This window comes from Pseudomonas sp. S2_H01 (assembly GCF_054668305.1).
In genome coordinates this window covers 1,977,287-1,996,284 of record NZ_CP162756.1, presented here as the reverse complement: position 1 = coordinate 1,996,284, position 18,998 = coordinate 1,977,287, and the positions used below count along the sequence as shown (strand labels likewise).

The following is an 18,998-nucleotide window of genomic DNA, read 5'->3' as shown; positions in this document are numbered from 1 at the left end:
TCCCGATTAAAAGGTACTCTCGACGCCGTGACGCACGACGCGTTTTTCAAGATCGCCGCCGAGCCAGTACGCCAGGTCAGCCGGCCGTTCAATGTTCCAGGCGACAAAGTCCGCGACCTTGCCGGCTTCCAGCGAACCGTGGGTGTCGGCCATGCCCAATGCCTTGGCCGCGTGAATCGTGGCGCCTGCCAGTGCCTCTTCCGGCGTCATGCGGAACAGCGTGCACGCCATGTTCAGCATCAGTCGCAGCGACAGGCCCGGCGAGGTGCCGGGGTTGAGGTCGGTGGCGATGGCGATCTTCACGCCGTGCTTGCGCAAGGCGTCCATCGGCGGTAGCTGGGTTTCGCGCAGGAAATAGAAAGCGCCCGGCAACAGCACGGCCACCGTGTCAGAGGCGGCCATGGCGATGGCATCTTCTTCGGTCATGAACTCCAGGTGATCAGCGGACAGCGCTTGATAGCGCGCGGCCAGACTCGACCCGTGCAGCGACGACAATTGTTCGGCATGCAGTTTCACGGGCAGGCCGAGTTGCCCTGCCGTGATGAAGACCTGCTCGACCTGTTCGGTCGAAAAGGCCAGGTATTCGCAGAAGGCATCGACCGCATCCACCAGATTTTCCGCTGCCAGTGCGGGCAGCATTTCACTGCAGATGTGGGCGATGTAATCGTCGGCGCGATCTTTGTATTCCGGCGGCAGGGCGTGAGCCGCAAGGCAGGTATTGCGCACCGTGACGGGCAGTTGTTCGCCGAGTTGGCGCGCAACGCGCAGCATCTTGCGTTCGCTGGCGAGGTCCAGGCCATAGCCTGATTTGATTTCCACCGTGGTCACGCCGTCCTTGAGCAATTGCTGCAAACGGCGCTTGGCGCTGGCGAACAGCTCTTCTTCGCTGGCGGCTCGGGTGGCGCGCACGGTACTGGCGATGCCGCCACCCGCCGCTGCGATTTCCGCATAGCTGACGCCCTGCAGGCGCTGCTCGAATTCGCCGCTGCGATTGCCACCGAATACGGTGTGGGTGTGGCAGTCGATCAGGCCGGGCGTGACCCAGGCGCCCTTCAAGTCTACGGTTTTGATGTCGCCCTGATCCGGCAGCTCGGCGTGCGGGCCGATCCAGACGATGTGCGCGCCTTCGGTCACGATGGCGGCATCCTCGATGATCGAGTAAGTGCCGTTCGCCATGCTTGCTGCGTGACAGTTTTGCCAGAGCGTTTTCATCATTGCCTCCCAGAGTCTTGAATGGTGTCTTGCGCGCCATGCGCAGAACCCTGTGGGAGCGAATTCATTCGCGAGAGGCCCTTACATTCGATAGATATCTACTGGATGTAATCCCGCATCGCGAATGAATTCGCTCCCACAGGCTGTATGTCAGTCAACGAATCGGCGTTTCGCCTCGGGGTTGCTCCTCTGCTGACCTGGCTTTACCCACACCGAATAAGCGATCACCAGCAACACGATCCAGACGGCGCCGACCACCAGGGCGGCCTGGGTGTCGGGGAAATACCCCAACACGCCGAACACGAACACCATGAAAGCTGTTGCCACGATCGGTGCCACCGGCCAGAACGGCACCGGGAACTTGAGCTGCGCGACTTCATCGGCGCTCATCGAGCGGCGCATTGCGATTTGGGTAACCAGAATCATCAGCCACACCCAAACCGTGGCAAAGGTCGCGATGGACGCAATCAGCAGGAACACGTTTTCCGGAATCAGGTAGTTCAGCACCACGCCGCAGAGCAGGGCAGCGCCCATCACCAGCACGGTCATCCACGGCACGCCGTTGGCCGACAATTGCGCAAAGCCTGCGGGGGCCTGGCCCTGTTTCGCCAGGCCGTACATCATGCGTCCGGCACCGAAGATGTCGCTGTTGATCGCCGACACGGCGGCGGAGATCACTACGATGTTGAGGATGATGGCCGCAGAGGAAATCCCCAGATGGTCGAAAATCTGGACGAACGGGCTGCCTTGATCGCCGATCTGGTGCCACGGATACAGTGACATCAATACGAACAGCGTCAGCACGTAAAACAACAGAATGCGCAGCGGCACCGCGTTGATCGCACGGGGAATCACGCGCTCCGGGTTGCGCGCTTCGCCGGCTGCAACGCCAATGATTTCGATGCCGCCGAAGGCGAACATCACCACCGCCAGCGACGCGACGAGGCCACCAATGCCGTTGGGCATGAAGCCGCCCTGTGTCCAGAGATTGCTCACGTGGCTCACGGATTCGCCAGACGCCGAACCGATGCCGAACAGCATGATGCCGAAGCCCGCCAGGATCATCGCAATGATGGCGCCGACCTTGAGCAGCGACAGCCAGAATTCCAGCTCGCCGAAGACTTTGACGCTGCACAGGTTAAGCGCGCCGATCAGGAAGACAATGCCCAGCACCCAGATCCAGCGCGGGACGTCCGGAAACCAGAAGCCCATGTAAATGCCGAAGGCGGTGACATCCGCCAGGCAGACGATGATCATCTCGAAGGCGTAGGTCCAGCCCAGGACGAAGCCTGCCAGCGGACCCAGATACGTCGTGGCGTACTGGCCGAAAGAGCCTGACACCGGGTTGCGCACGGCCATTTCGCCGAGCGCACGCATGACCATGTACACCATGGCCCCCGCGATGAGGTAGACCAGCAGGACCGCGGGCCCCGCAAGCTTGATGGCAGAGGCCGAGCCGTAGAACAGCCCGGTGCCGATGGCCGAACCCAGCGCCATGAAGCGAATGTGACGAGCGCTGAGCCCGCGTTTCAGATCTGTTGCGTTTTGCGGTTTCATTTCACACTTTCCTAGTCTTTCTTTGCTGTGAAACGAAGGTGAGTACACAAGTCCCCGTAGGAGCGCGCTTGCCCGCGATTGCAGTGTGTCAGCCAATGCATTCATGTCTGATCCACCGCCATCGCGGGCAGGCGCGCTCCTACAAAAGAACAGCGTCATGCCTTCACCCTCATTCCAACGACAGGCCCTCCTGGCCTGTCACCGATCAGAAACTCGGTAGCAGATCAGCAGAAACCAGCTCGCTCAGGCAGTTCGAAGCCAGCAGATCAGTGGCGGCTTCGATGTCTGGCGCGAAGAAGCGGTCTTTTTCGTAGAACGGTACTTTGCCGCGCAGGGTGGTGCGGGCCGTTTCCAGTTTTTGAGAGGTCTTCAGGCCGTTACGCAGGTCCAGGCCCTGACACGCAGCCAGCCATTCTACAGCCAGCACGCCTCGGGTGTTCTCTGCCATTTCCCAGAGGCGCTTGCCGGCCGCCGGGGCCATCGACACGTGGTCTTCCTGGTTGGCGGATGTTGGCAGGCTGTCGACGCTGTGCGGATGCGCCAGTGCCTTGTTTTCACTGGCCAGGGCCGCTGCCGTCACCTGCGCGATCATGAAGCCGGAGTTCACGCCGCCATTGGCCACCAGGAACGGCGGCAGTTGCGACATGTGCTTGTCCATCATCAGCGAGATGCGCCGCTCGCTCAGCGAGCCGATTTCAGCGATGGCCAGTGCGATGTTGTCAGCGGCCATGGCCACAGGCTCGGCATGGAAGTTACCGCCCGAGATCACTTCGCCTTCCGCCGCGAACACCAACGGGTTGTCCGACACAGCGTTGGATTCGATCGCCAGCACTTCAGCGGCCTGACGCAGTTGAGTCAGGCAGGCGCCCATGACTTGCGGCTGGCAACGCAGCGAGTACGGGTCCTGCACCTTGTCGCAGTCGCGATGGGACTCGGAAACCTCGCTGCCGTCACCCAGCAGGTCACGGTAGGCGGCAGCGGCGTCGATCTGACCGCGCTGGCCACGGGCAGCATGAATGCGCGGGTCGAACGGTGCACGTGAGCCGAGCACCGCTTCAACCGTGAGGGCGCCGCAGCTCAAGGCGCCCGCGAACAGGTCTTCACCTTCGAACAGGCCACGCAGCGCATACGCGGTCGACACCTGGGTGCCGTTGAGCAGCGCCAGACCTTCCTTGGCCGCCAGCGTCAGCGGCGTGAGACCGGCGACGGCCAGCGCTTCGACCGCATTCAGCCATTGGCCTTTGTAACGCGCCTTGCCTTCGCCCAGCAGCACCAGCGACATGTGGGCCAGTGGCGCCAAGTCGCCGGATGCACCGACCGAACCCTTGAGCGGGATATGCGGATACACCTGGGCGTTGATCAGGGCGATCAGTGCGTCGATGACCTGACGACGAATGCCGGAGAAACCACGGCTCAGGCTGTTGACCTTGAGGACCATGATCAAACGCACCAGATCATCGCTGAGCGGCGCACCGACGCCCGCTGCGTGCGAGAGCACCAGGGAACGCTGAAGGTTTTCCAGGTCGGCGCTGGCGATGCGGGTCGAGGCCAGCAGGCCGAAGCCGGTGTTGATGCCGTAGGCCGTGCGGTTCTCGGCCAGGATCTGCTCGACGCACGCCACGCTGTTGTCGATCTGCTGATCGGCGCTGGCGTCCAGTGTGAGGGTCACGGGTTGCTGATAGATCGCGCGCAGTTGCGCCAGGGTCAACTGGCCGGGGATCAGGTTCAGCGGGTTCGCCTGTTGGGTATTCGTCACGATGCTGCTACTCCTTCGTTGATGTCGGTCGTGAGCCTTGAACTGGCTCCTGCCTGTTCTGCGCTTGTGGCGCCTGGGCTGCGACTGTGGCGGGTGTTGTGGTCGTTGTGCGTCTGCGCATAATCGCGGCAGACCTGAAATACGGTTTCCAATGACTCCTCGTTCTTGAGCAGCGTCACGCTGCTGGCGATGTCCGGCGCCAGCCAGCGGTCCTCGTCGTAGGCCGGAACGCGCTCACGCAGCAGACGCCAGGCCACTTCGGTGCCCACGCCGAAGCGCGGGCCTTTGAAGAACTCGAACGCCTGAGCCGCCAGGAGGTACTCGATGGCGAGGATCTGCGTGACGTTCTCCAGCACCTTGTGCAGCTTCAAGGCGGCGCTGGTGCCCATGCTCAGATGATCTTCCTGCAGGCCGGAGGTGACGTAGTTGTCGATGACCGCCGGTTGCGCCAATTGGCGGTTTTCGGCGCACAGCGAGGCCGCGACGTACTGCACGATCATCATCCCGGAGTTGACGCCCGGCTGGCTCACCAGAAACGCGGGCAGTCCGCTGACGGTCGGGTTGATCAGGCGATCCAGACGCCGCTCGGCGATCGAGCCCAGTTCGGCCATGGCGATGGCAAGCAGGTCGGCCGCCATCGCGACGGACTGGCCGTGCGGATTCGCCTGAGACACCACGCGGTAGGCGTCCGGCGTCCCGAGCAATAACGGGTTGTCGGTGGCTGAGTTAAGCTCGGTTTCGATCTGTCGCGTGGCATGCGTGAGCTGATCGCGGGTCGCGCCGTGGACCTGCGGAATCGAGCGGATGCTCAATGCGTCCTGCGTGCGAATGCCCTTGCTGTTGGCGAGCACTTCACTGCCCGCCAGCAGACCACGCAGGTTCTTGCCGACTTGCTGCATGCCGGGGTGCGGCTTGAGCGCGATGATTTCTTCATCGAAGGCGTCAAGTTGACCGCGCAGGCCCTCGAAGGTCATGGCGCTGATCACGTCCGCCCATTGCATCAGGCGGTTCACGTCGGCGATGGCCAGGCAACTGAGGCCGGTCATGCACGGCGTGCCGTTGACCAGGCACAGACCGTCCTTGGCCCCCAGCTCAACCGGTGACAGGCCTTCTTCGCTCAAGGCTTGCAGCGCGGAGATGATCTGGCCGCGATAACTCACCTGGCCGACGCCCAGCAGCGCGATGCCGATGTGCGCCATGTGGGTGAGGTAACCGACCGAACCCTGAGAGGGCACTTGTGGGGTGATGCGGTGGTTGAGCAGGGCGATCAGCGCTTCGACCACCTGACGGTGAATCCCCGATTTGCCCTGGCTGTAATTGATAATCGCGGCGCAGATGATCGCGCGGGTCTGCTCATCGGGCAGCGCTGCACCCACACCGCACGCATGGCTGAGCAGCGTGTTGCGTGACAGGCGGCTCAGCTGCTCGCCTTCCAGCGACACGTTGCACAGCGCGCCCAGACCGGTGTTGACGCCGTACGCGCGCTCACCGCTGGTGACGATGCGCTGCACGATGGCCTGAGCATTGTCGATGCGCGCCCAGGCGTTTTCCGAGAGGGTCAACGTGGCGCCGTGACGGGCCACGGCGGTAACGTCCTGCCAGGTGACCAGGCGATCGCCGATGATGATCTGTTCCGCTCGCGACATGACTGCAACCGTCCTTAAAGGGTCGCCACGCGCCGCTGGACGAAACGATCAACGTAGTCGTCTGCAGGCGAGTAGAGGATTTCTTTCGGGGTTCCGACCTGAATCAACCGGCCGTCCTTGAGGATGGCGATGCGGTTGCCGATGCGCACGGCTTCGTCGAGGTCGTGGGTGATGAACACAATGGTTTTCTTCAGTGTCGATTGCAGTTCCAGCAACTGGTCCTGCATTTCGGCACGGATCAACGGGTCGAGCGCGCTGAAGGCTTCGTCCATGAGGAGGATGTCGGTGTCGGCTGCAAGTGCCCGGGCCAGACCCACCCGCTGGCGCATGCCGCCTGACAGTTGATGCGGGTACTTCTTCTCATAGCCCTTCAGGCCCACGGTGGTGATCCAGTGTTGGGCGCGCTCGGCGCATTGCGCCTTGCTCTCCCCGCGCACGGTCAGGCCGTAGGCGACGTTGTCCATGACGGTCTTGTGCGGCAGCAGGCCGAAGCTCTGGAACACCATGCTGATCTTGTGCCTACGGAAGTTGCGCAGCGCGTCCATGTCGTAGGTCAGGATGTTCTCGCCGTCGACCAGAATTTCGCCACTGGTGGGGTCGATCAGACGATTGATGTGACGCACCAGCGTGGATTTGCCGGAGCCGGACAGGCCCATGATGACGAAGATCTCGCCACTGTCGATGGACAGCGACAGGTCGTTCACGCCGACCACGCAGCCGGTCTGCGCCAGCACCTCATCCTTGCTTAGATTTTGACGGACCATCGCCAGCGCATCCTTGGCTCGGTTGCCGAAGATCTTGTAGACGTTCTTGACCACGATCTTGTTGGGCTCAGCACTCATCATTTGCTCGCCTCATGCCGTGGACGGCCGTAGGCCTGCGTGATCCGGTCAATCACGACCGCCAGAATGACGATGGCCAGACCCGCTTCCAGGCCACGACCAACGTTGAGGGTCTGAATCCCTATCAGCACGTCTTCGCCCAGACCGCGTGCGCCGATCATCGAGGCGATCACCACCATCGACAGGGCCATCATGGTGGTCTGGTTGATCCCCGCCATGATGCTCGGCAGGGCCAGCGGCAGTTGCACGCCGAACAGTTGCTGCCAGCGGTTGGCGCCGAACGCGTTGATCGCTTCCATGACTTCGCCGTCCACCTGACGGATGCCCAGGTCGGTCAGACGAATCAGCGGCGGTGCGGCGTAGATCACGGTGGCGAAGATCGCCGGAACCTTGCCCAGTCCAAACAGCATCAGCACCGGAATCAGGTACACGAAGCTGGGCATGGTCTGCATGATGTCGAGCAGCGGCATCAGCACCGAGCGCAGGCGGTTGCTGCGGGCGGAAAGAATACCCAACGGCACACCGATCAGCACCGATATGAACGTGGCGACCAGCATCAGCGCCAGGGTCTGCATCAGCTTGTCCCACAGCCCGACCGCGCCGACCAGGAACAGCAGGCCGATGATGATGACGGTCGTGGTGAGCTTGCGGGTCGCGTGCCAGGCGATGAGGCCGACGATTGCCAGCAACACCCACCACGGCGCCACGCGCAGCAGGCCTTCGAGTTTGACGATCGCCCACAGCAACGTGTCGGAGATGTGCCGGAACACGTCGCCGTACTGGGTGACCAGCTTGTCGACCCAGTCGTTGACCCAGTCGGCGATGGAGAACGTGAAGCTTTCGGGGAACATAAGCATGTCTCTATCTGTTAGGTGGTGCGGGCCCGTTGTCGGGTGCAGCGCTGTTCGTGTAGGGGCGCGCTTGCCCGCGAACGCAGTGTGTCAGGCGAAAAATTCATGTTTGACACACCGCCTTCGCGGGCAAGCGCGCTCCTACCGTAAGTTAGCCCTCAGCCTTGCAACGACGCATCGACCTTGTTCCAGGGTCTTCGCTGACCCACGGGTGCCAGACTTCAGGATGTTCCATGAGGAAGATCTCCGCCAGTTCTGGTGACCCGACAGCCGCGTGGACAGTGGGATTTCTGGTCATTCGTCGCGTTTCTAACAGATGTTCAGGTCAGTCGGTCAGTTCACCGCCGCGCGGGCCGGTGCAGCGTTATGGCTCGCCTGAGGCGTGTCCTGCTCGGTCGGCAGGATCAAACGGTCGGCGATCTTGCCGGGCCACTTCTTCGCCACGACGTAATACAGCGCAGCAGGCACCACCAGGCCGATGATCCACGAGATATCGGTATCGTCCAGGCTCGCCACCAGCGGGCCGGTGTAGAAATGGGTGGAGATGAACGGCATTTGAATCAACACGCCGAGCACGTAGATGCCAATGCCGATCCAGTTCCAGCGACCGTAACGGCCATCCGGGTTGGAAAGCGCCGGGATGTCGTAACGTTCTTTGGTGATGCAATAGAAATCGACGAGGTTGATCGCGCTCCACGGTGTGAAGAACGCCAGCAGGAACAGGATGAACGCCGAGAAATCCTTGAGGAACGAGTCCTTGCCCAACAGCGCCAGCGCGGTGGCGATGCCGACCATCGCAAAGATGTAGGTCAGGCGCAGTGCGCTGGAGATGTGGCGATTGCCACGGAAGCCGCTGACGATGGTGGCGATCGACATGAAACTGCCGTAAGCGTTGAGCGTGGTGATGGTCACTTTGCCGAAGGCGATGCTGAAATACAGCGCCGCCGCGACAGCGCCTGTGCCGCCCAGGCCGACGATGTACGAGACCTCATGGTGGGCGAAGTTCTTGCCGGCCAGCGCCGCGGCGAACACGCCGAACACCATGGACGCCTGCGCACCGATCACAGCCCCCAGGCCAACAGCCCAGAACGTTTTGCTCGCCGAGGTGCTGCGCGGCAGGTAGCGCGAATAGTCAGCGACGTACGGGCCGAACGCGATCTGCCAGGAGGCCGAGAGGGAAATCGCCAGCAGGAAGCTGCTCAGCGAAAAGTGTTTGTTGCCCAGCAGCGCGCCGACGTCGTTACCGGCCAGCAGGGCGCCGAACAGGTAGATGAACGCGATCACGCCGATGACGCTGGCGACCCGGCCGATCATGTGGATGACCCGGTAGCCGAAGATGGTCAGGACGACGATGGCGGCGGCGAAGATCACGATGCCTTGCCAGTCGGGAACCTGAATCAGTTGAGCGACGGCTTGCCCGGCCAGCAACGAGCCGCTGGCGGAAAAACCGATGTACATGAGGCACACCAGCACCAACGGGATCACGGCCCCGTAGACGCCGAATTGCACCCGACTGGAAATCATTTGTGGCAGGCCCAGTTTCGGACCTTGCGCCGCGTGCAGCGCCATGACGCCACCGCCCAGCAACTGACCGACGAACAGCCCGATCAGCGACCAGAACACATCGCCGCCCAGCACCACGGCCAGAGCCCCGGTAACAATCGCGGTGATCTGCAGGTTGGCGCCCAGCCACAGGGTGAATTGACTGAACAGACGGCCATGTCTTTCCGCGTCAGGGATGTAGTCGATCGAACGCTTTTCGATCACGGAAGAGGGTGCAGCACGATCATCTGGAACAGCCATCTAAAACATCCTCAAAAGTCTGGGCAGGACATCAAGTAAAACTGTGCGAACCACGTAGGACTCATTGCTGAACCCGGTTCCTGTGGGAGCGAATTCATTCGCGATTGGCCGGTACAGCCGAAAGGTTTCCATCGGCTGTACGATTTTTCGCGAATGAATTCGCTCCCACAGGGGTTGCGTACACCCGTGGGGCTTTATCAGTTATTGATCATCGGCAGGTTCAGGCCCTGCTCTTTGGCGCAGTCGATCGCGATCTGGTAGCCCGCGTCGGCGTGGCGCATGACGCCGGTCGCCGGGTCGTTGTGCAGCACGCGGGCAATGCGCTCGGCCGCTTCGTCGGTGCCGTCACAGACGATGACCATGCCGGAGTGTTGCGAGAAGCCCATGCCGACGCCGCCACCGTGGTGCAGCGATACCCAGGTCGCGCCGCTCGCGGTATTGAGCAGGGCGTTGAGCAGTGGCCAGTCGGACACCGCGTCCGAGCCGTCCTGCATGGATTCGGTTTCACGGTTCGGGCTGGCGACCGAGCCGGAGTCCAGGTGGTCACGCCCGATCACGACCGGTGCCGACAGCTCACCGCGACGCACCATTTCGTTGAACGCCAGGCCCAGCTTGGCGCGCTGGCCCAGACCGACCCAGCAAATACGGGCCGGCAGACCCTGGAAGCTGATGCGCTCGCGCGCCATGTCCAGCCAGTTGTGCAGGTGCGCGTCGTCCGGGATCAGCTCCTTGACCTTCGCGTCGGTCTTGTAGATGTCTTCCGGATTGCCCGACAGTGCGGCCCAGCGGAACGGACCGATGCCACGGCAGAACAGCGGGCGGATGTACGCAGGGACGAAACCCGGGAAGTCGAACGCGTTGCTTACGCCTTCTTCTTTGGCCATCTGGCGGATGTTGTTGCCGTAGTCGAAGGTCGGGATGCCTTGTTTCTGGAACGCCAGCATCGCTTCAACGTGTTTGGCCATCGACTGTTTGGCGGCTTTGACCACAGCGGCCGGTTCGGTCGCGGCGCGGTCGCGGTACTGCTCCCAGGTCCAGCCAGCTGGCAGGTAGCCATTGAGCGGGTCGTGGGCGCTGGTCTGGTCGGTGACCATGTCCGGGCGCACGCCACGCTTGACCAGCTCGGGAAGGATTTCAGCCGCATTGCCCAGCAGCGCGATGGAGATCGCCTTGCCTTCGGCGGTGTACTTGGCGATGCGTGCCAGCGCGTCGTCGAGGTCGTTGGCCTGTTCGTCGACGTAACGGCTTTTCAGACGGAAATCGATGCGGCTCTGCTGGCACTCGATGTTCAGCGAGCACGCGCCGGCCAATGTCGCGGCCAGGGGCTGTGCGCCGCCCATGCCGCCCAGGCCTGCGGTCAGTACCCACTTGCCTTTCAGGCTGCCGTTGTAATGCTGGCGACCGGCTTCTACGAACGTTTCGTAAGTGCCCTGAACGATGCCCTGGCTGCCGATGTAGATCCAGCTGCCGGCAGTCATCTGGCCGTACATGGCCAGGCCTTTAGCGTCCAGTTCGTTGAAGTGTTCCCAGCTCGCCCAGTGCGGAACCAGGTTAGAGTTGGCGATCAGCACACGAGGGGCGTTGCTGTGGGTCTTGAACACGCCGACCGGCTTGCCGGATTGCACCAACAGGGTCTCGTCGTCGTTCAGGTGGGTCAGGCTTTCGACGATTTTGTCGTAGCACTCCCAGTTACGCGCTGCGCGACCGATACCGCCGTAGACCACCAGTTCGTTCGGGTTCTCGGCGACTTCCGGATCGAGGTTGTTCATCAACATCCGCAACGGCGCTTCGGTCAGCCAGCTCTTGGCGGTCAGTTGGGTACCACGGGCGGCGCGGATTTCCACGTCGCGGCGTTTGGTCCATTGCTGAGCTGGGGTTTTGTTGTCAGTAGTCACGTCACAATCCTCGATGATCAATCCGGCCCAGGCACTGGGCTGACGGTGCCTGTGTCGAACAGGCGGAATATGGGTTTAGCAGATCGGGTGCCGCAGTCGGTGTCTCGAAGCGGGGCACTGCCGGTACTCTTGCATACTCATATTTACTTGTACATACAAGCATATGCAACCAAGGGGCCAACTCGTCGATTGCTTGAGTTAAAACACGGCAAAGCTGCGTCTGCTCTGGCCTGAGCTAGATTGAGAGGCTGCAGAAGTTGCAGGCCGCAGCGTTACTCGCCGGGCACAATTGTTACTTTTGGGGGCGCGTGCCCTGCGACAGTGCAATCGGTAACAGAAAGTTGAATTGTTTCTGGCGGCTATTCGGCATCTACTGCGCCAGCTTTCATAAAAATATTTCACCGCAGGTGTAACCAGGGCGAGCGATGGACCGAACTACTGATCACGCTGCGCACAATGCGGCTTTGCGCAACCGGGAGATGCACCTGAAATCGCTGTTCGTGGCGGGGCAGGACGGGGATGGGCGTGCGTACCGAACATTCCTCTCGGAGTTGAGTACCCATTTGCGCGGGTATTTGAGAGGACGGCTGCAGCGGCAGCCAGGTGAAATCGAGGATCTGCTTCAGGAAGTGTTGCTGGCCGTCCACAATGGCCGCCACACGTACCGCTCGGATCAGCCTCTGACCGCCTGGGTATTCGCCATTGCCCGTTATAAACTCACCGACTTTTTTCGCGCCCGATCACGGGGCGATGTGTTCAACGACTCGCTGGACGACACGGCCGAACTGTTCGCCGAACCCGAGCTTGAGCCTGCTCAGGCCAGTCGCGATCTGGGCAAGCTGCTCAGTGAGCTGCCTGATCGTCAGCGTTTGCCGATCATGCACGTGAAGCTGGAAGGGCTGTCGGTGACCGAAACAGCGAAAATGACGGGGCTTTCCGAATCCGCCGTCAAGATTGGCGTGCATCGCGGCCTCAAGGCGCTGGCGGCGCGCATACGAGGTACACGATGAAAACAGATGACCTGATTTCGATGCTCGCAGGCGGTGTCGCCCCGGTGGATCGTGGGCTGCTTGCCAAGCGTTTCAGCCTGGCCGTGGTCCTTGCTGCGCTGGGTTCGCTGCTGCTGATGCTGGCTGTTTTTGGCGTTCGGCCTGATTTGCCGGTCATGACCCGAACCCCGTTGTTCTGGGGCAAGGTCGCGTTGCCGCTGTGTCTGGCCATCGGTTCGCTGTGGATGGTTACGCGTCTGGCCAGGCCAGGCATGAGCGCAGGCTCGGGCCGCTGGGTGGTCAGTGCCGGTGTGCTGGTTGTCTGGCTGGCGGGGCTGTATGCCTTGCTTCAGGCTGAGCCGGACACGCGAGTGGCCATGATCTTCGGCAAAACCTGGCGCACCTGTGCGTTCAACATCACGCTTCTGGCGATCCCCGGTTTTATCTCGATCTTCTGGGCGTTGCGCGGCATGGCCCCGACCCGACTGGGCCTGGCGGGCGCATGCGGCGGGTTGCTTGCCGGGTCTCTGGCGACCATCGCCTATTGCCTTCATTGCCCGGAGATGGAAATTCCGTTCTGGGGCGTGTGGTATCTGCTGGGATTGTTGCTGTCCACCGCAATCGGCGCGTTGATCGGGCCACGCGTGTTGAGGTGGTAGTCAGGCCGGTATCCAGCCTGTGAGCGCCCATTCAACGGTTACTTGCCCAAGGGATTGTCTTAACCCGCCTTGACCGTCCGCCCCGCGAACTGGATAGGCCCGCTCGGCTTGTTGGTCGGCGAGCCTCCGGCTTTCTCCAGCGACAGTTCGAACAGTTGATTGGATTGCAGCGGCGGCAGCCGGTCGGTCGGCACTTTCAGCGTTTGCCCGGGCGCGACGAGCCCCAGCGAGATCGGGCCTTCCCAATCATCGGCCTGGGTCCAGAACTGCAGCACCTTGCCCGGCGGCGGCACATCGGAGGTGTCGACAGGCACAAGCTCTATTCCGCGCAGGTTGCTGGCCTGAACCACCCAGCCGGGGTGGTTGCTGTCCGGCGTGGACAGCACCGACAGGTACGCCGATGCGGGCGGAGTCGGAACTTGCCCAAGCAGTTGCGTGGTCAATATCACCGAAACCGCCAGACCGAGGCCGGCCAGCATGCGCCACAGGCCGGCGTTGTCCCAGGTATTGGTGCGGCGTCTCTTGCGCGGGGATTTCCCCGCCTTCGTGGCAAACGGCAGCCCACCCAGGTTACGTTCGATGCGCTGCCACAGGCGAGGAGAGGGCATGGGCGGTTCGGGCGGTTCGGCCATTTCGGTCAGCGTCAGCAGCCGCGACCGCCAGCCGTCTATGGCTTTGCGCAGCGCCGCGTCGTGCAGCAGGCGCTGTTGTACTTGCGCCCGCTGCTGGGCGCTCAGGGTTCCCAGTACGTACTCACCGGCGAGGGTCTGTACGTCCATTTCAGGAATCTTGTCTTGTTTTTCACTCATCCAAGCCACTCCCGCAGCGCAGCAGGCCCGCGCTCAATGCAGGCTTTGACCGTGCCCGACGGCGCACCGAAGACGCGTGCGATTGCTGATGAGAATAACCGCCGGCGCATTCCTGAAACACACTGTTACGACGCACGGGGACGATTTTTCAGCATCTGCCCGCTGATGTCAGCGGCTTCATGCGAGCACCTTCAGATGACCTTGACCGCGCGCCCGATGAACTGAATCGGCCCTGTTGGTTTATTGATCGGCGAGCCCGTGGATTTTTCGAGGGTCAGCTCAAACAACTGGTTGGGTTGCAGGGGTGGCAAGGCGTCCAGCGGCACACTCAGCACTTCGCCGGGTTTGACCAGACCGAGAGAGACGGGACCTTGCCAGTCGTCGGCCTTGGTCCAGAACTGCAGCGCCTTGTCATCGGGTATGGATGTTTCACTCAATGGAATCAGCTGAATATCACGGCTATTGTTGGCCTGAATCACCCAGCCAGGCGCCTTGTCCTGAGGGGCGACGAGCACCACCAGATAAGAAGGCAGCGGTTTGACGGGCTGCTGGGTCACCAGCACTGCCGCCAAGACGACCGAAGCGGCGATGCCGAACCCAGCCACGCTGCGCCACAGATTGAGGCTGTCCCACCAGCGTGTGACTCGGCCGCGTTGTGCGGTTGCCTGCCTCTCGGGTGCTGCTGACAGCGCGTCGAGGGACTGCTCGATCCGGTTCCAGAGTGAGGCGTGCGGAGTAACAGGCTCTGCCAGGTCAGTGAGCGACAGCAGGCGGATTTCCCAATCGTCCACCGCCTTGCGCAAGTCGGCCTCCCGTTCCAGGCGCTTCTGAACCTGTGCGCGCTGCTGTGCGTCAAGGGTGCCCAGTACGTACTCACCGGCCAGAGAGTCGATGTCGTGATCGGGCGGGGTGCCTGGTTTTTCGTTCATCCGATGCACTCCCGCAACGAGGCCAGGCTGCGTTTGATCCAGGCTTTCACCGTGCCCAGCGGCGCCCCTAGTTTCTGTGCAATCTGCTGATGAGAGTAGCCGTCCACGTAGGCATGAAAAATACAGTTGCGGCGCACCGGCTCCAATTGTTCAAGGCAGGTGTAGACCCGCCCCGGGTTCACTCGCCAATCGAATGCGTCGCCCATCTCCTGCCAACCTTCAAGCGTTGTCTGAACGTGACTGTCGCTATCGCTGTCATCGTCCATCGACACTTCCCGCGCGCGGTTGCGCACGCTGTTGAGCGCCAGGTGCCGCGCCACGGTGAACATCCAGCCTCGAGCGCTGCCACGTGTGGCGTCAAAGCTGGCAGCGCCGCTCCAGATCTTGATGAACGCGTCGTGCACGATGTCTTCCGCGCGTGCACGATCGTTCACGATCCGTTGCACCACGCCGAGCAAGCGAGGGCTTTCCTGTTCGTAAAGTCGTTGCAGCGCCGACCGCTCACCGCGGGCGCAGGCATGCAACGCTGCTTCGTAGTCAAAGGGTGTCTGAAGTGCGGACAAATTGATCAGCCATGAAAAAATACGCCGTCCACGAACCTGATTCGGGGCTCCTGCGCAGGAGCATAGACCACTTCCTGCGCAGGATACGGAATCGCCAGCGATCAGTTACTGGCCCAGAAAATGTAGTCAGCCTGGTACTTCACCACTTCCTTGGCGCCTTTGTTGGCTTGCGTGCAACCGCTGGAAGGCGCAACGCCACCTTTGAGCGCGACGCGCTGGATGTAGGTGACGCCGGTCATGGCGCCTTTGCCTTCTGCAGGATTGGCTTTGACCAACTGGTAAGGAAGGTTGCCTGCGCCGGAGGGTGCAACGGCCAATTGGGTGCCGGTTACTTTCGAGCCGTCTCTGGCTTCCCAGGTCGCTGGCGGACCGAAGTAGCTGCCGACCTGCTTGCCACTGCGGTCATTGAGGACCGCTTTGGGGCCTACGAATACCCATTCCGTTTCCGTGGCACTGTTGGCTTTGGCTTTGCACTCGTAGGTGATTTCGCCGACGCCTGTCGTTTGCATGCTGACTTTATGGCCGTCAGGGACTTTGATGCTGTCGGGCAGGTCGGCTTGGGCAAACACAGAGGTGACACAGGCCAGGGTGAGGGTGCTGGTGGCCAGTCGCAGGCAGTTTTTAGCATTCATCGCAGTTTCTCCTGGAGGGTATTCCGTTTGGCAGCAGGTGCTGCTGTCTGTACTACCCGCCAGAAGAACGACTGGATGCAGCGGATTAAAAATATTCTTCCGCTAACCGAATGTCCGGTTGCTCAAGGTCGACACAGGCGGCTGCGCAGCAACAGCACGCCCACCACCGCCGACAGAATCGAACCTATCAGAACGCCCACTTTCACCTCATCGATCAAATGCGGTGCGCCAGGGAACGCCAGGTTGCCGATGAACAGGCTCATGGTGAAGCCGATGCCGCACAGCAACGCCACGCCGTACATCTGCATCCAGTTGCTGCCTTCAGGCAGCGTGGCGAGCCCTGAGCGAATCGCCAGCGCTGCGGCGACGAACACACCGATCTGCTTGCCGACGAACAGCCCAAGCGCGACGCCGAGCGGTACCGGATCGACCAGATTGGCCAAGGTCATACCGGACAACGACACGCCAGCATTGGCGAACCCGAACACGGGCACCACGGCGAACGCGACCCAGTAGTGCATCTTTTCTTCGAGGAACAGCAGCGGTGAGCGCGCTTCTTCCTGACGCGTCCCCAGCGGTATGCACAGTGCCAGCGCGACGCCGGCCAGCGTCGCGTGTACGCCTGACTGCAAAACGAAGAACCACAGGAGCAGACCCAGCAGCAGATACGGCAGCAGGCGCTGCACGCCCATGCGGTTCATGATGATGAGGACCGCCAGTGTGGTGAAGGAGGCGCCGAGCATCGGCAGGTTCAGGCCGGTGCTGTAGAACAGCGCGATGATGGTGACGGCGCCGAGATCATCAAGAATGGCCAGCGCAGCCAGAAAGACCTTCAGCGACGTGGGAACACGTTTACCCAGCAGCGACAAAACGCCCAGCGCGAACGCAATGTCAGTGGCCGCTGGAATGGCCCAGCCACTCAGCGTCTCGGCGTTTCCCCTGTTGATAGCGACGTAGATCAGCGCGGGTATCAGCATGCCGCCTACCGCCGCGAACCCGGGCAGGGCGCGCTGCCCCCAACTGGCCAGGCCGCCGGCCAGCACTTCGCGCTTGATTTCCATCCCGACCATCAGAAAGAAGATCGCCATCAGGCCATCGTTGATCCACAACTCGATCGACAACCCGCCCCACACGCTGTGCAGCGCGGCGAAGTAGAGAGAGGCCATGGGCGAGTTTGCGACGATGATCGCCGCGAGCGCCGCACCCATCAACACGATGCCGCCAGCGGATTCCGACGCGAGGAAGCTGGCTAGAATGGCGAGGGCTCGCGGGCTTTCTTTCTGGTTGTTGAGCGTCGTCATTGGCGTCCCTGTGCAGGTGAAAAAGAACGCAAATTAACACAGGTAGCCGGGTTTCTTTATGTAGGTGCGCGCTTGCCCGCGATTCAGCCGACACGGATATTCATCTGCACCGCGTCATCGTTCACCGCGGGCAAGCGCGCGCCTACAATCAGATCGCAGTCAGTTCGATCACGCAGCAGCGGCTTGCGCGCGGTGCGTAGAGCACGACTTCCAGCAAGGAGCCCTCGGCGTTATCCAGTTGCAGGCAGTCATGGCGTTCGAGCAGTTGCGGCGGGTGTTCGCCGACGTTGGCTGCCATCTGTTCGGCAGCGCTGAACACCAGGAACACGTTGGCCGAACTGAAGAAGCGTTGAGGCTGCAGCACGTCGATCCATTGCAGGCGCGCACGGTAGCGGGTGGGCGAGTAGATCAGGTTGAAATCGCGAATTGGCCCGTCCAGCAAGGTGCAGGACACTTGGCTGTCGCCGCTGAAGGCAAATGGATCGGACACCAGCAATGGCTCGCTGTCCTTGCCGTCGATGTTCAGCGTCATACCGGCGCCTTGCAGCACCGTGATGATGCGCAAGTAACCGGCAAACACCGAAAACCCACCGGATTCACCAATGTCGGCAATCGACAGCCGCCAGCCGAAGCCGTCCAGCCCTTCACCGGCATCGCGGGTGATTTCCTCGGTGCTGCCGCCGCCGTTTTTCCAGGGCATGCGCGGGTAATCGACGGCGCGCAGAACAGTCAGTCGGGTCATTTGCTGAAGCGTCCTTCGAGGCGGTGGCGGGAGCCGGGGTGAATCAGGCGCGCGGCGGTCACCGGCTGACGACCCGACCAGGTGCGACGACGCACCAGCAGGCACGGTTCGCCTTTCTCGATTTGCAGCAGCTTGCACTCGTCAGGCTCGGCGAGGATGGCTTCAACCACATGCTCGCCTTCCGTCAGCGGAGCCACCTGATTGAGGTACGCGTACGGCGTCTGCAGGGTGAAGTCCTGTTGAAGATAATCCGGCGCGACCAGTGCATTGACGAAACGGTCTTCGATCTGCACGGGAATGTCATTTTCGAAATGCACGATCAACGAATGAAACACGCGCTGACCTTCGCGCATGTCCAGCGCCAATGCGCGCTCGGAGCCCGCCGCTTCTTCGCAGAGGATGATCACCTGGCAGGTGTGCGTGTGGCCGCGCGCCGCGATTTCATCGGCGATGTTGTGGACCTCGAACAGCGCAGACTGTGTCTTGGGTTCGGCGACGAACGTACCGACGCCTTGCATGCGCACGAGCATCCCCTCGGCGGTCATCTCGCGCAGGGCGCGGTTGATGGTCATGCGGCTGAAGCCCAGTTGCGTCACCAGCTCGCTTTCGGACGGCACGCGATGGTGCGGCGGCCAGGTTCCGTTTTGAATCTGCTGGGTGATCATTTGCTTCACCCTGGCGTACAACGGCGCCGGACTGTCACCCATCTGGGCGGCCAGCGGCGAATTGGCAGGCGGAGTCGGCACAGAAAAATCCTTGTTATGGCGTAAAAGTCGGAGGCAAATGGCGTGGTATGGCGCTCACGCTAACCA

At 61.8% G+C, this 18,998-nt stretch carries 17 protein-coding genes and 1 pseudogene; 2 read left to right on the top strand and 16 right to left on the bottom strand.

Annotation, left to right across the window (positions count from 1 at the left end; genetic code table 11):
• Positions 1–6 precede the first annotated feature (6 nt).
• From hutI to hutU, 9 genes and pseudogenes are all read right to left on the bottom strand, one after another.
• Positions 7–1,212 (bottom strand): imidazolonepropionase, encoded by a 1,206-nt coding sequence (hutI, locus tag AB4N84_RS08735; RefSeq protein WP_460046004.1) that lies wholly within the window; start codon positions 1,210–1,212, stop codon positions 7–9.
• Positions 1,213–1,362: 150 nt separating this feature from the next.
• The gene (locus AB4N84_RS08730; protein ID WP_460046002.1) at positions 1,363–2,769 is read right to left on the bottom strand and encodes an amino acid permease; all 1,407 of its coding nucleotides are present in this window, start codon (positions 2,767–2,769) and stop codon (positions 1,363–1,365) included.
• A gap of 205 nt (positions 2,770–2,974) precedes the next feature.
• On the bottom strand, positions 2,975–4,498 hold the full coding sequence (hutH, locus tag AB4N84_RS08725) for a histidine ammonia-lyase (RefSeq protein ID WP_460046971.1): 1,524 nt from the start codon (positions 4,496–4,498) through the stop codon (positions 2,975–2,977).
• Between the two features lie 23 nt (positions 4,499–4,521).
• Positions 4,522–6,171 carry a histidine ammonia-lyase gene (gene hutH, locus AB4N84_RS08720; RefSeq protein ID WP_460046000.1) on the bottom strand — a complete coding sequence of 550 codons (1,650 nt, stop codon included), beginning with the start codon at positions 6,169–6,171 and terminating at the stop codon, positions 4,522–4,524.
• A gap of 14 nt (positions 6,172–6,185) precedes the next feature.
• The gene (locus AB4N84_RS08715; RefSeq protein ID WP_460045999.1) at positions 6,186–7,016 is read right to left on the bottom strand and encodes a quaternary amine ABC transporter ATP-binding protein; all 831 of its coding nucleotides are present in this window, start codon (positions 7,014–7,016) and stop codon (positions 6,186–6,188) included.
• Positions 7,013–7,864 (bottom strand): ABC transporter permease, encoded by an 852-nt coding sequence (locus tag AB4N84_RS08710; RefSeq protein WP_074751460.1) that lies wholly within the window; start codon positions 7,862–7,864, stop codon positions 7,013–7,015. The genes AB4N84_RS08715 and AB4N84_RS08710 overlap by 4 nt, the downstream gene beginning before the upstream one ends.
• Before the next feature lie 158 nt (positions 7,865–8,022).
• Positions 8,023–8,132 (bottom strand): annotated as a pseudogene (locus AB4N84_RS08705) (histidine ABC transporter substrate-binding protein); the annotation flags it as partial.
• Between the two features lie 65 nt (positions 8,133–8,197).
• Positions 8,198–9,667: a purine-cytosine permease family protein gene (locus AB4N84_RS08700; RefSeq protein ID WP_460045998.1), complete on the bottom strand. Its 1,470-nt coding sequence runs from the start codon at positions 9,665–9,667 to the stop codon at positions 8,198–8,200.
• 197 nt (positions 9,668–9,864) lie between these two features.
• The gene (gene hutU, locus AB4N84_RS08695) at positions 9,865–11,562 is read right to left on the bottom strand and encodes a urocanate hydratase (protein ID WP_460045996.1); all 1,698 of its coding nucleotides are present in this window, start codon (positions 11,560–11,562) and stop codon (positions 9,865–9,867) included.
• A gap of 425 nt (positions 11,563–11,987) precedes the next feature.
• Here hutU and AB4N84_RS08690 point away from each other — a divergent pair, with 425 nt between their 5' ends.
• On the top strand, positions 11,988–12,572 hold the full coding sequence (locus tag AB4N84_RS08690) for a sigma-70 family RNA polymerase sigma factor (RefSeq protein WP_460045995.1): 585 nt from the start codon (positions 11,988–11,990) through the stop codon (positions 12,570–12,572).
• Complete coding sequence (locus AB4N84_RS08685) at positions 12,569–13,210, top strand: DUF1109 domain-containing protein (protein ID WP_074751468.1); 642 nt, start codon at positions 12,569–12,571, stop codon at positions 13,208–13,210. The genes AB4N84_RS08690 and AB4N84_RS08685 overlap by 4 nt, the downstream gene beginning before the upstream one ends.
• A gap of 59 nt (positions 13,211–13,269) precedes the next feature.
• Here the strand turns inward: AB4N84_RS08685 and AB4N84_RS08680 are convergent, their stop codons facing one another.
• The 7 genes from AB4N84_RS08680 to hutC form a co-directional block, all read right to left on the bottom strand.
• The gene (locus AB4N84_RS08680) at positions 13,270–14,019 is read right to left on the bottom strand and encodes an anti-sigma factor (protein ID WP_460045993.1); all 750 of its coding nucleotides are present in this window, start codon (positions 14,017–14,019) and stop codon (positions 13,270–13,272) included.
• A gap of 191 nt (positions 14,020–14,210) precedes the next feature.
• Positions 14,211–14,948, bottom strand: coding sequence for an anti-sigma factor (locus AB4N84_RS08675; protein WP_460045992.1), 738 nt, complete (start codon positions 14,946–14,948; stop codon positions 14,211–14,213).
• Positions 14,945–15,511 carry a sigma-70 family RNA polymerase sigma factor gene (locus tag AB4N84_RS08670; RefSeq protein ID WP_074751474.1) on the bottom strand — a complete coding sequence of 189 codons (567 nt, stop codon included), beginning with the start codon at positions 15,509–15,511 and terminating at the stop codon, positions 14,945–14,947. The genes AB4N84_RS08675 and AB4N84_RS08670 overlap by 4 nt, the downstream gene beginning before the upstream one ends.
• A 101-nt stretch (positions 15,512–15,612) precedes the next feature.
• Positions 15,613–16,143 carry a DUF3455 domain-containing protein gene (locus tag AB4N84_RS08665; RefSeq protein WP_460045990.1) on the bottom strand — a complete coding sequence of 177 codons (531 nt, stop codon included), beginning with the start codon at positions 16,141–16,143 and terminating at the stop codon, positions 15,613–15,615.
• A gap of 122 nt (positions 16,144–16,265) precedes the next feature.
• Positions 16,266–17,444 (bottom strand): Na+/H+ antiporter NhaA, encoded by a 1,179-nt coding sequence (gene nhaA / locus AB4N84_RS08660; RefSeq protein WP_460045989.1) that lies wholly within the window; start codon positions 17,442–17,444, stop codon positions 16,266–16,268.
• Between the two features lie 148 nt (positions 17,445–17,592).
• On the bottom strand, positions 17,593–18,186 hold the full coding sequence (locus tag AB4N84_RS08655) for a HutD/Ves family protein (protein WP_460045988.1): 594 nt from the start codon (positions 18,184–18,186) through the stop codon (positions 17,593–17,595).
• On the bottom strand, positions 18,183–18,893 hold the full coding sequence (gene hutC / locus AB4N84_RS08650) for a histidine utilization repressor (protein ID WP_167362044.1): 711 nt from the start codon (positions 18,891–18,893) through the stop codon (positions 18,183–18,185). The genes AB4N84_RS08655 and hutC overlap by 4 nt, the downstream gene beginning before the upstream one ends.
• Positions 18,894–18,998 lie beyond the last annotated feature (105 nt).

Coding starts and splice junctions, on each gene's coding strand:
- AB4N84_RS08700 (WP_460045998.1), bottom strand. CDS start 9,667: ATGGCTGTTCCAGATGATCGTGCTGCACCCTCTTCCGTGATCGAAAAG.
- hutC (WP_167362044.1), bottom strand. CDS start 18,893: ATGGGTGACAGTCCGGCGCCGTTGTACGCCAGGGTGAAGCAAATGATC.
- AB4N84_RS08710 (WP_074751460.1), bottom strand. CDS start 7,864: ATGTTCCCCGAAAGCTTCACGTTCTCCATCGCCGACTGGGTCAACGAC.
- AB4N84_RS08685 (WP_074751468.1), top strand. CDS start 12,569: ATGAAAACAGATGACCTGATTTCGATGCTCGCAGGCGGTGTCGCCCCG.
- AB4N84_RS08715 (WP_460045999.1), bottom strand. CDS start 7,016: ATGATGAGTGCTGAGCCCAACAAGATCGTGGTCAAGAACGTCTACAAG.
- AB4N84_RS08655 (WP_460045988.1), bottom strand. CDS start 18,186: ATGACCCGACTGACTGTTCTGCGCGCCGTCGATTACCCGCGCATGCCC.
- AB4N84_RS08675 (WP_460045992.1), bottom strand. CDS start 14,948: ATGAACGAAAAACCAGGCACCCCGCCCGATCACGACATCGACTCTCTG.
- AB4N84_RS08690 (WP_460045995.1), top strand. CDS start 11,988: ATGGACCGAACTACTGATCACGCTGCGCACAATGCGGCTTTGCGCAAC.
- nhaA (WP_460045989.1), bottom strand. CDS start 17,444: ATGACGACGCTCAACAACCAGAAAGAAAGCCCGCGAGCCCTCGCCATT.
- AB4N84_RS08680 (WP_460045993.1), bottom strand. CDS start 14,019: ATGAGTGAAAAACAAGACAAGATTCCTGAAATGGACGTACAGACCCTC.
- AB4N84_RS08665 (WP_460045990.1), bottom strand. CDS start 16,143: ATGAATGCTAAAAACTGCCTGCGACTGGCCACCAGCACCCTCACCCTG.
- hutI (WP_460046004.1), bottom strand. CDS start 1,212: ATGAAAACGCTCTGGCAAAACTGTCACGCAGCAAGCATGGCGAACGGC.
- AB4N84_RS08730 (WP_460046002.1), bottom strand. CDS start 2,769: ATGAAACCGCAAAACGCAACAGATCTGAAACGCGGGCTCAGCGCTCGT.
- hutH (WP_460046000.1), bottom strand. CDS start 6,171: ATGTCGCGAGCGGAACAGATCATCATCGGCGATCGCCTGGTCACCTGG.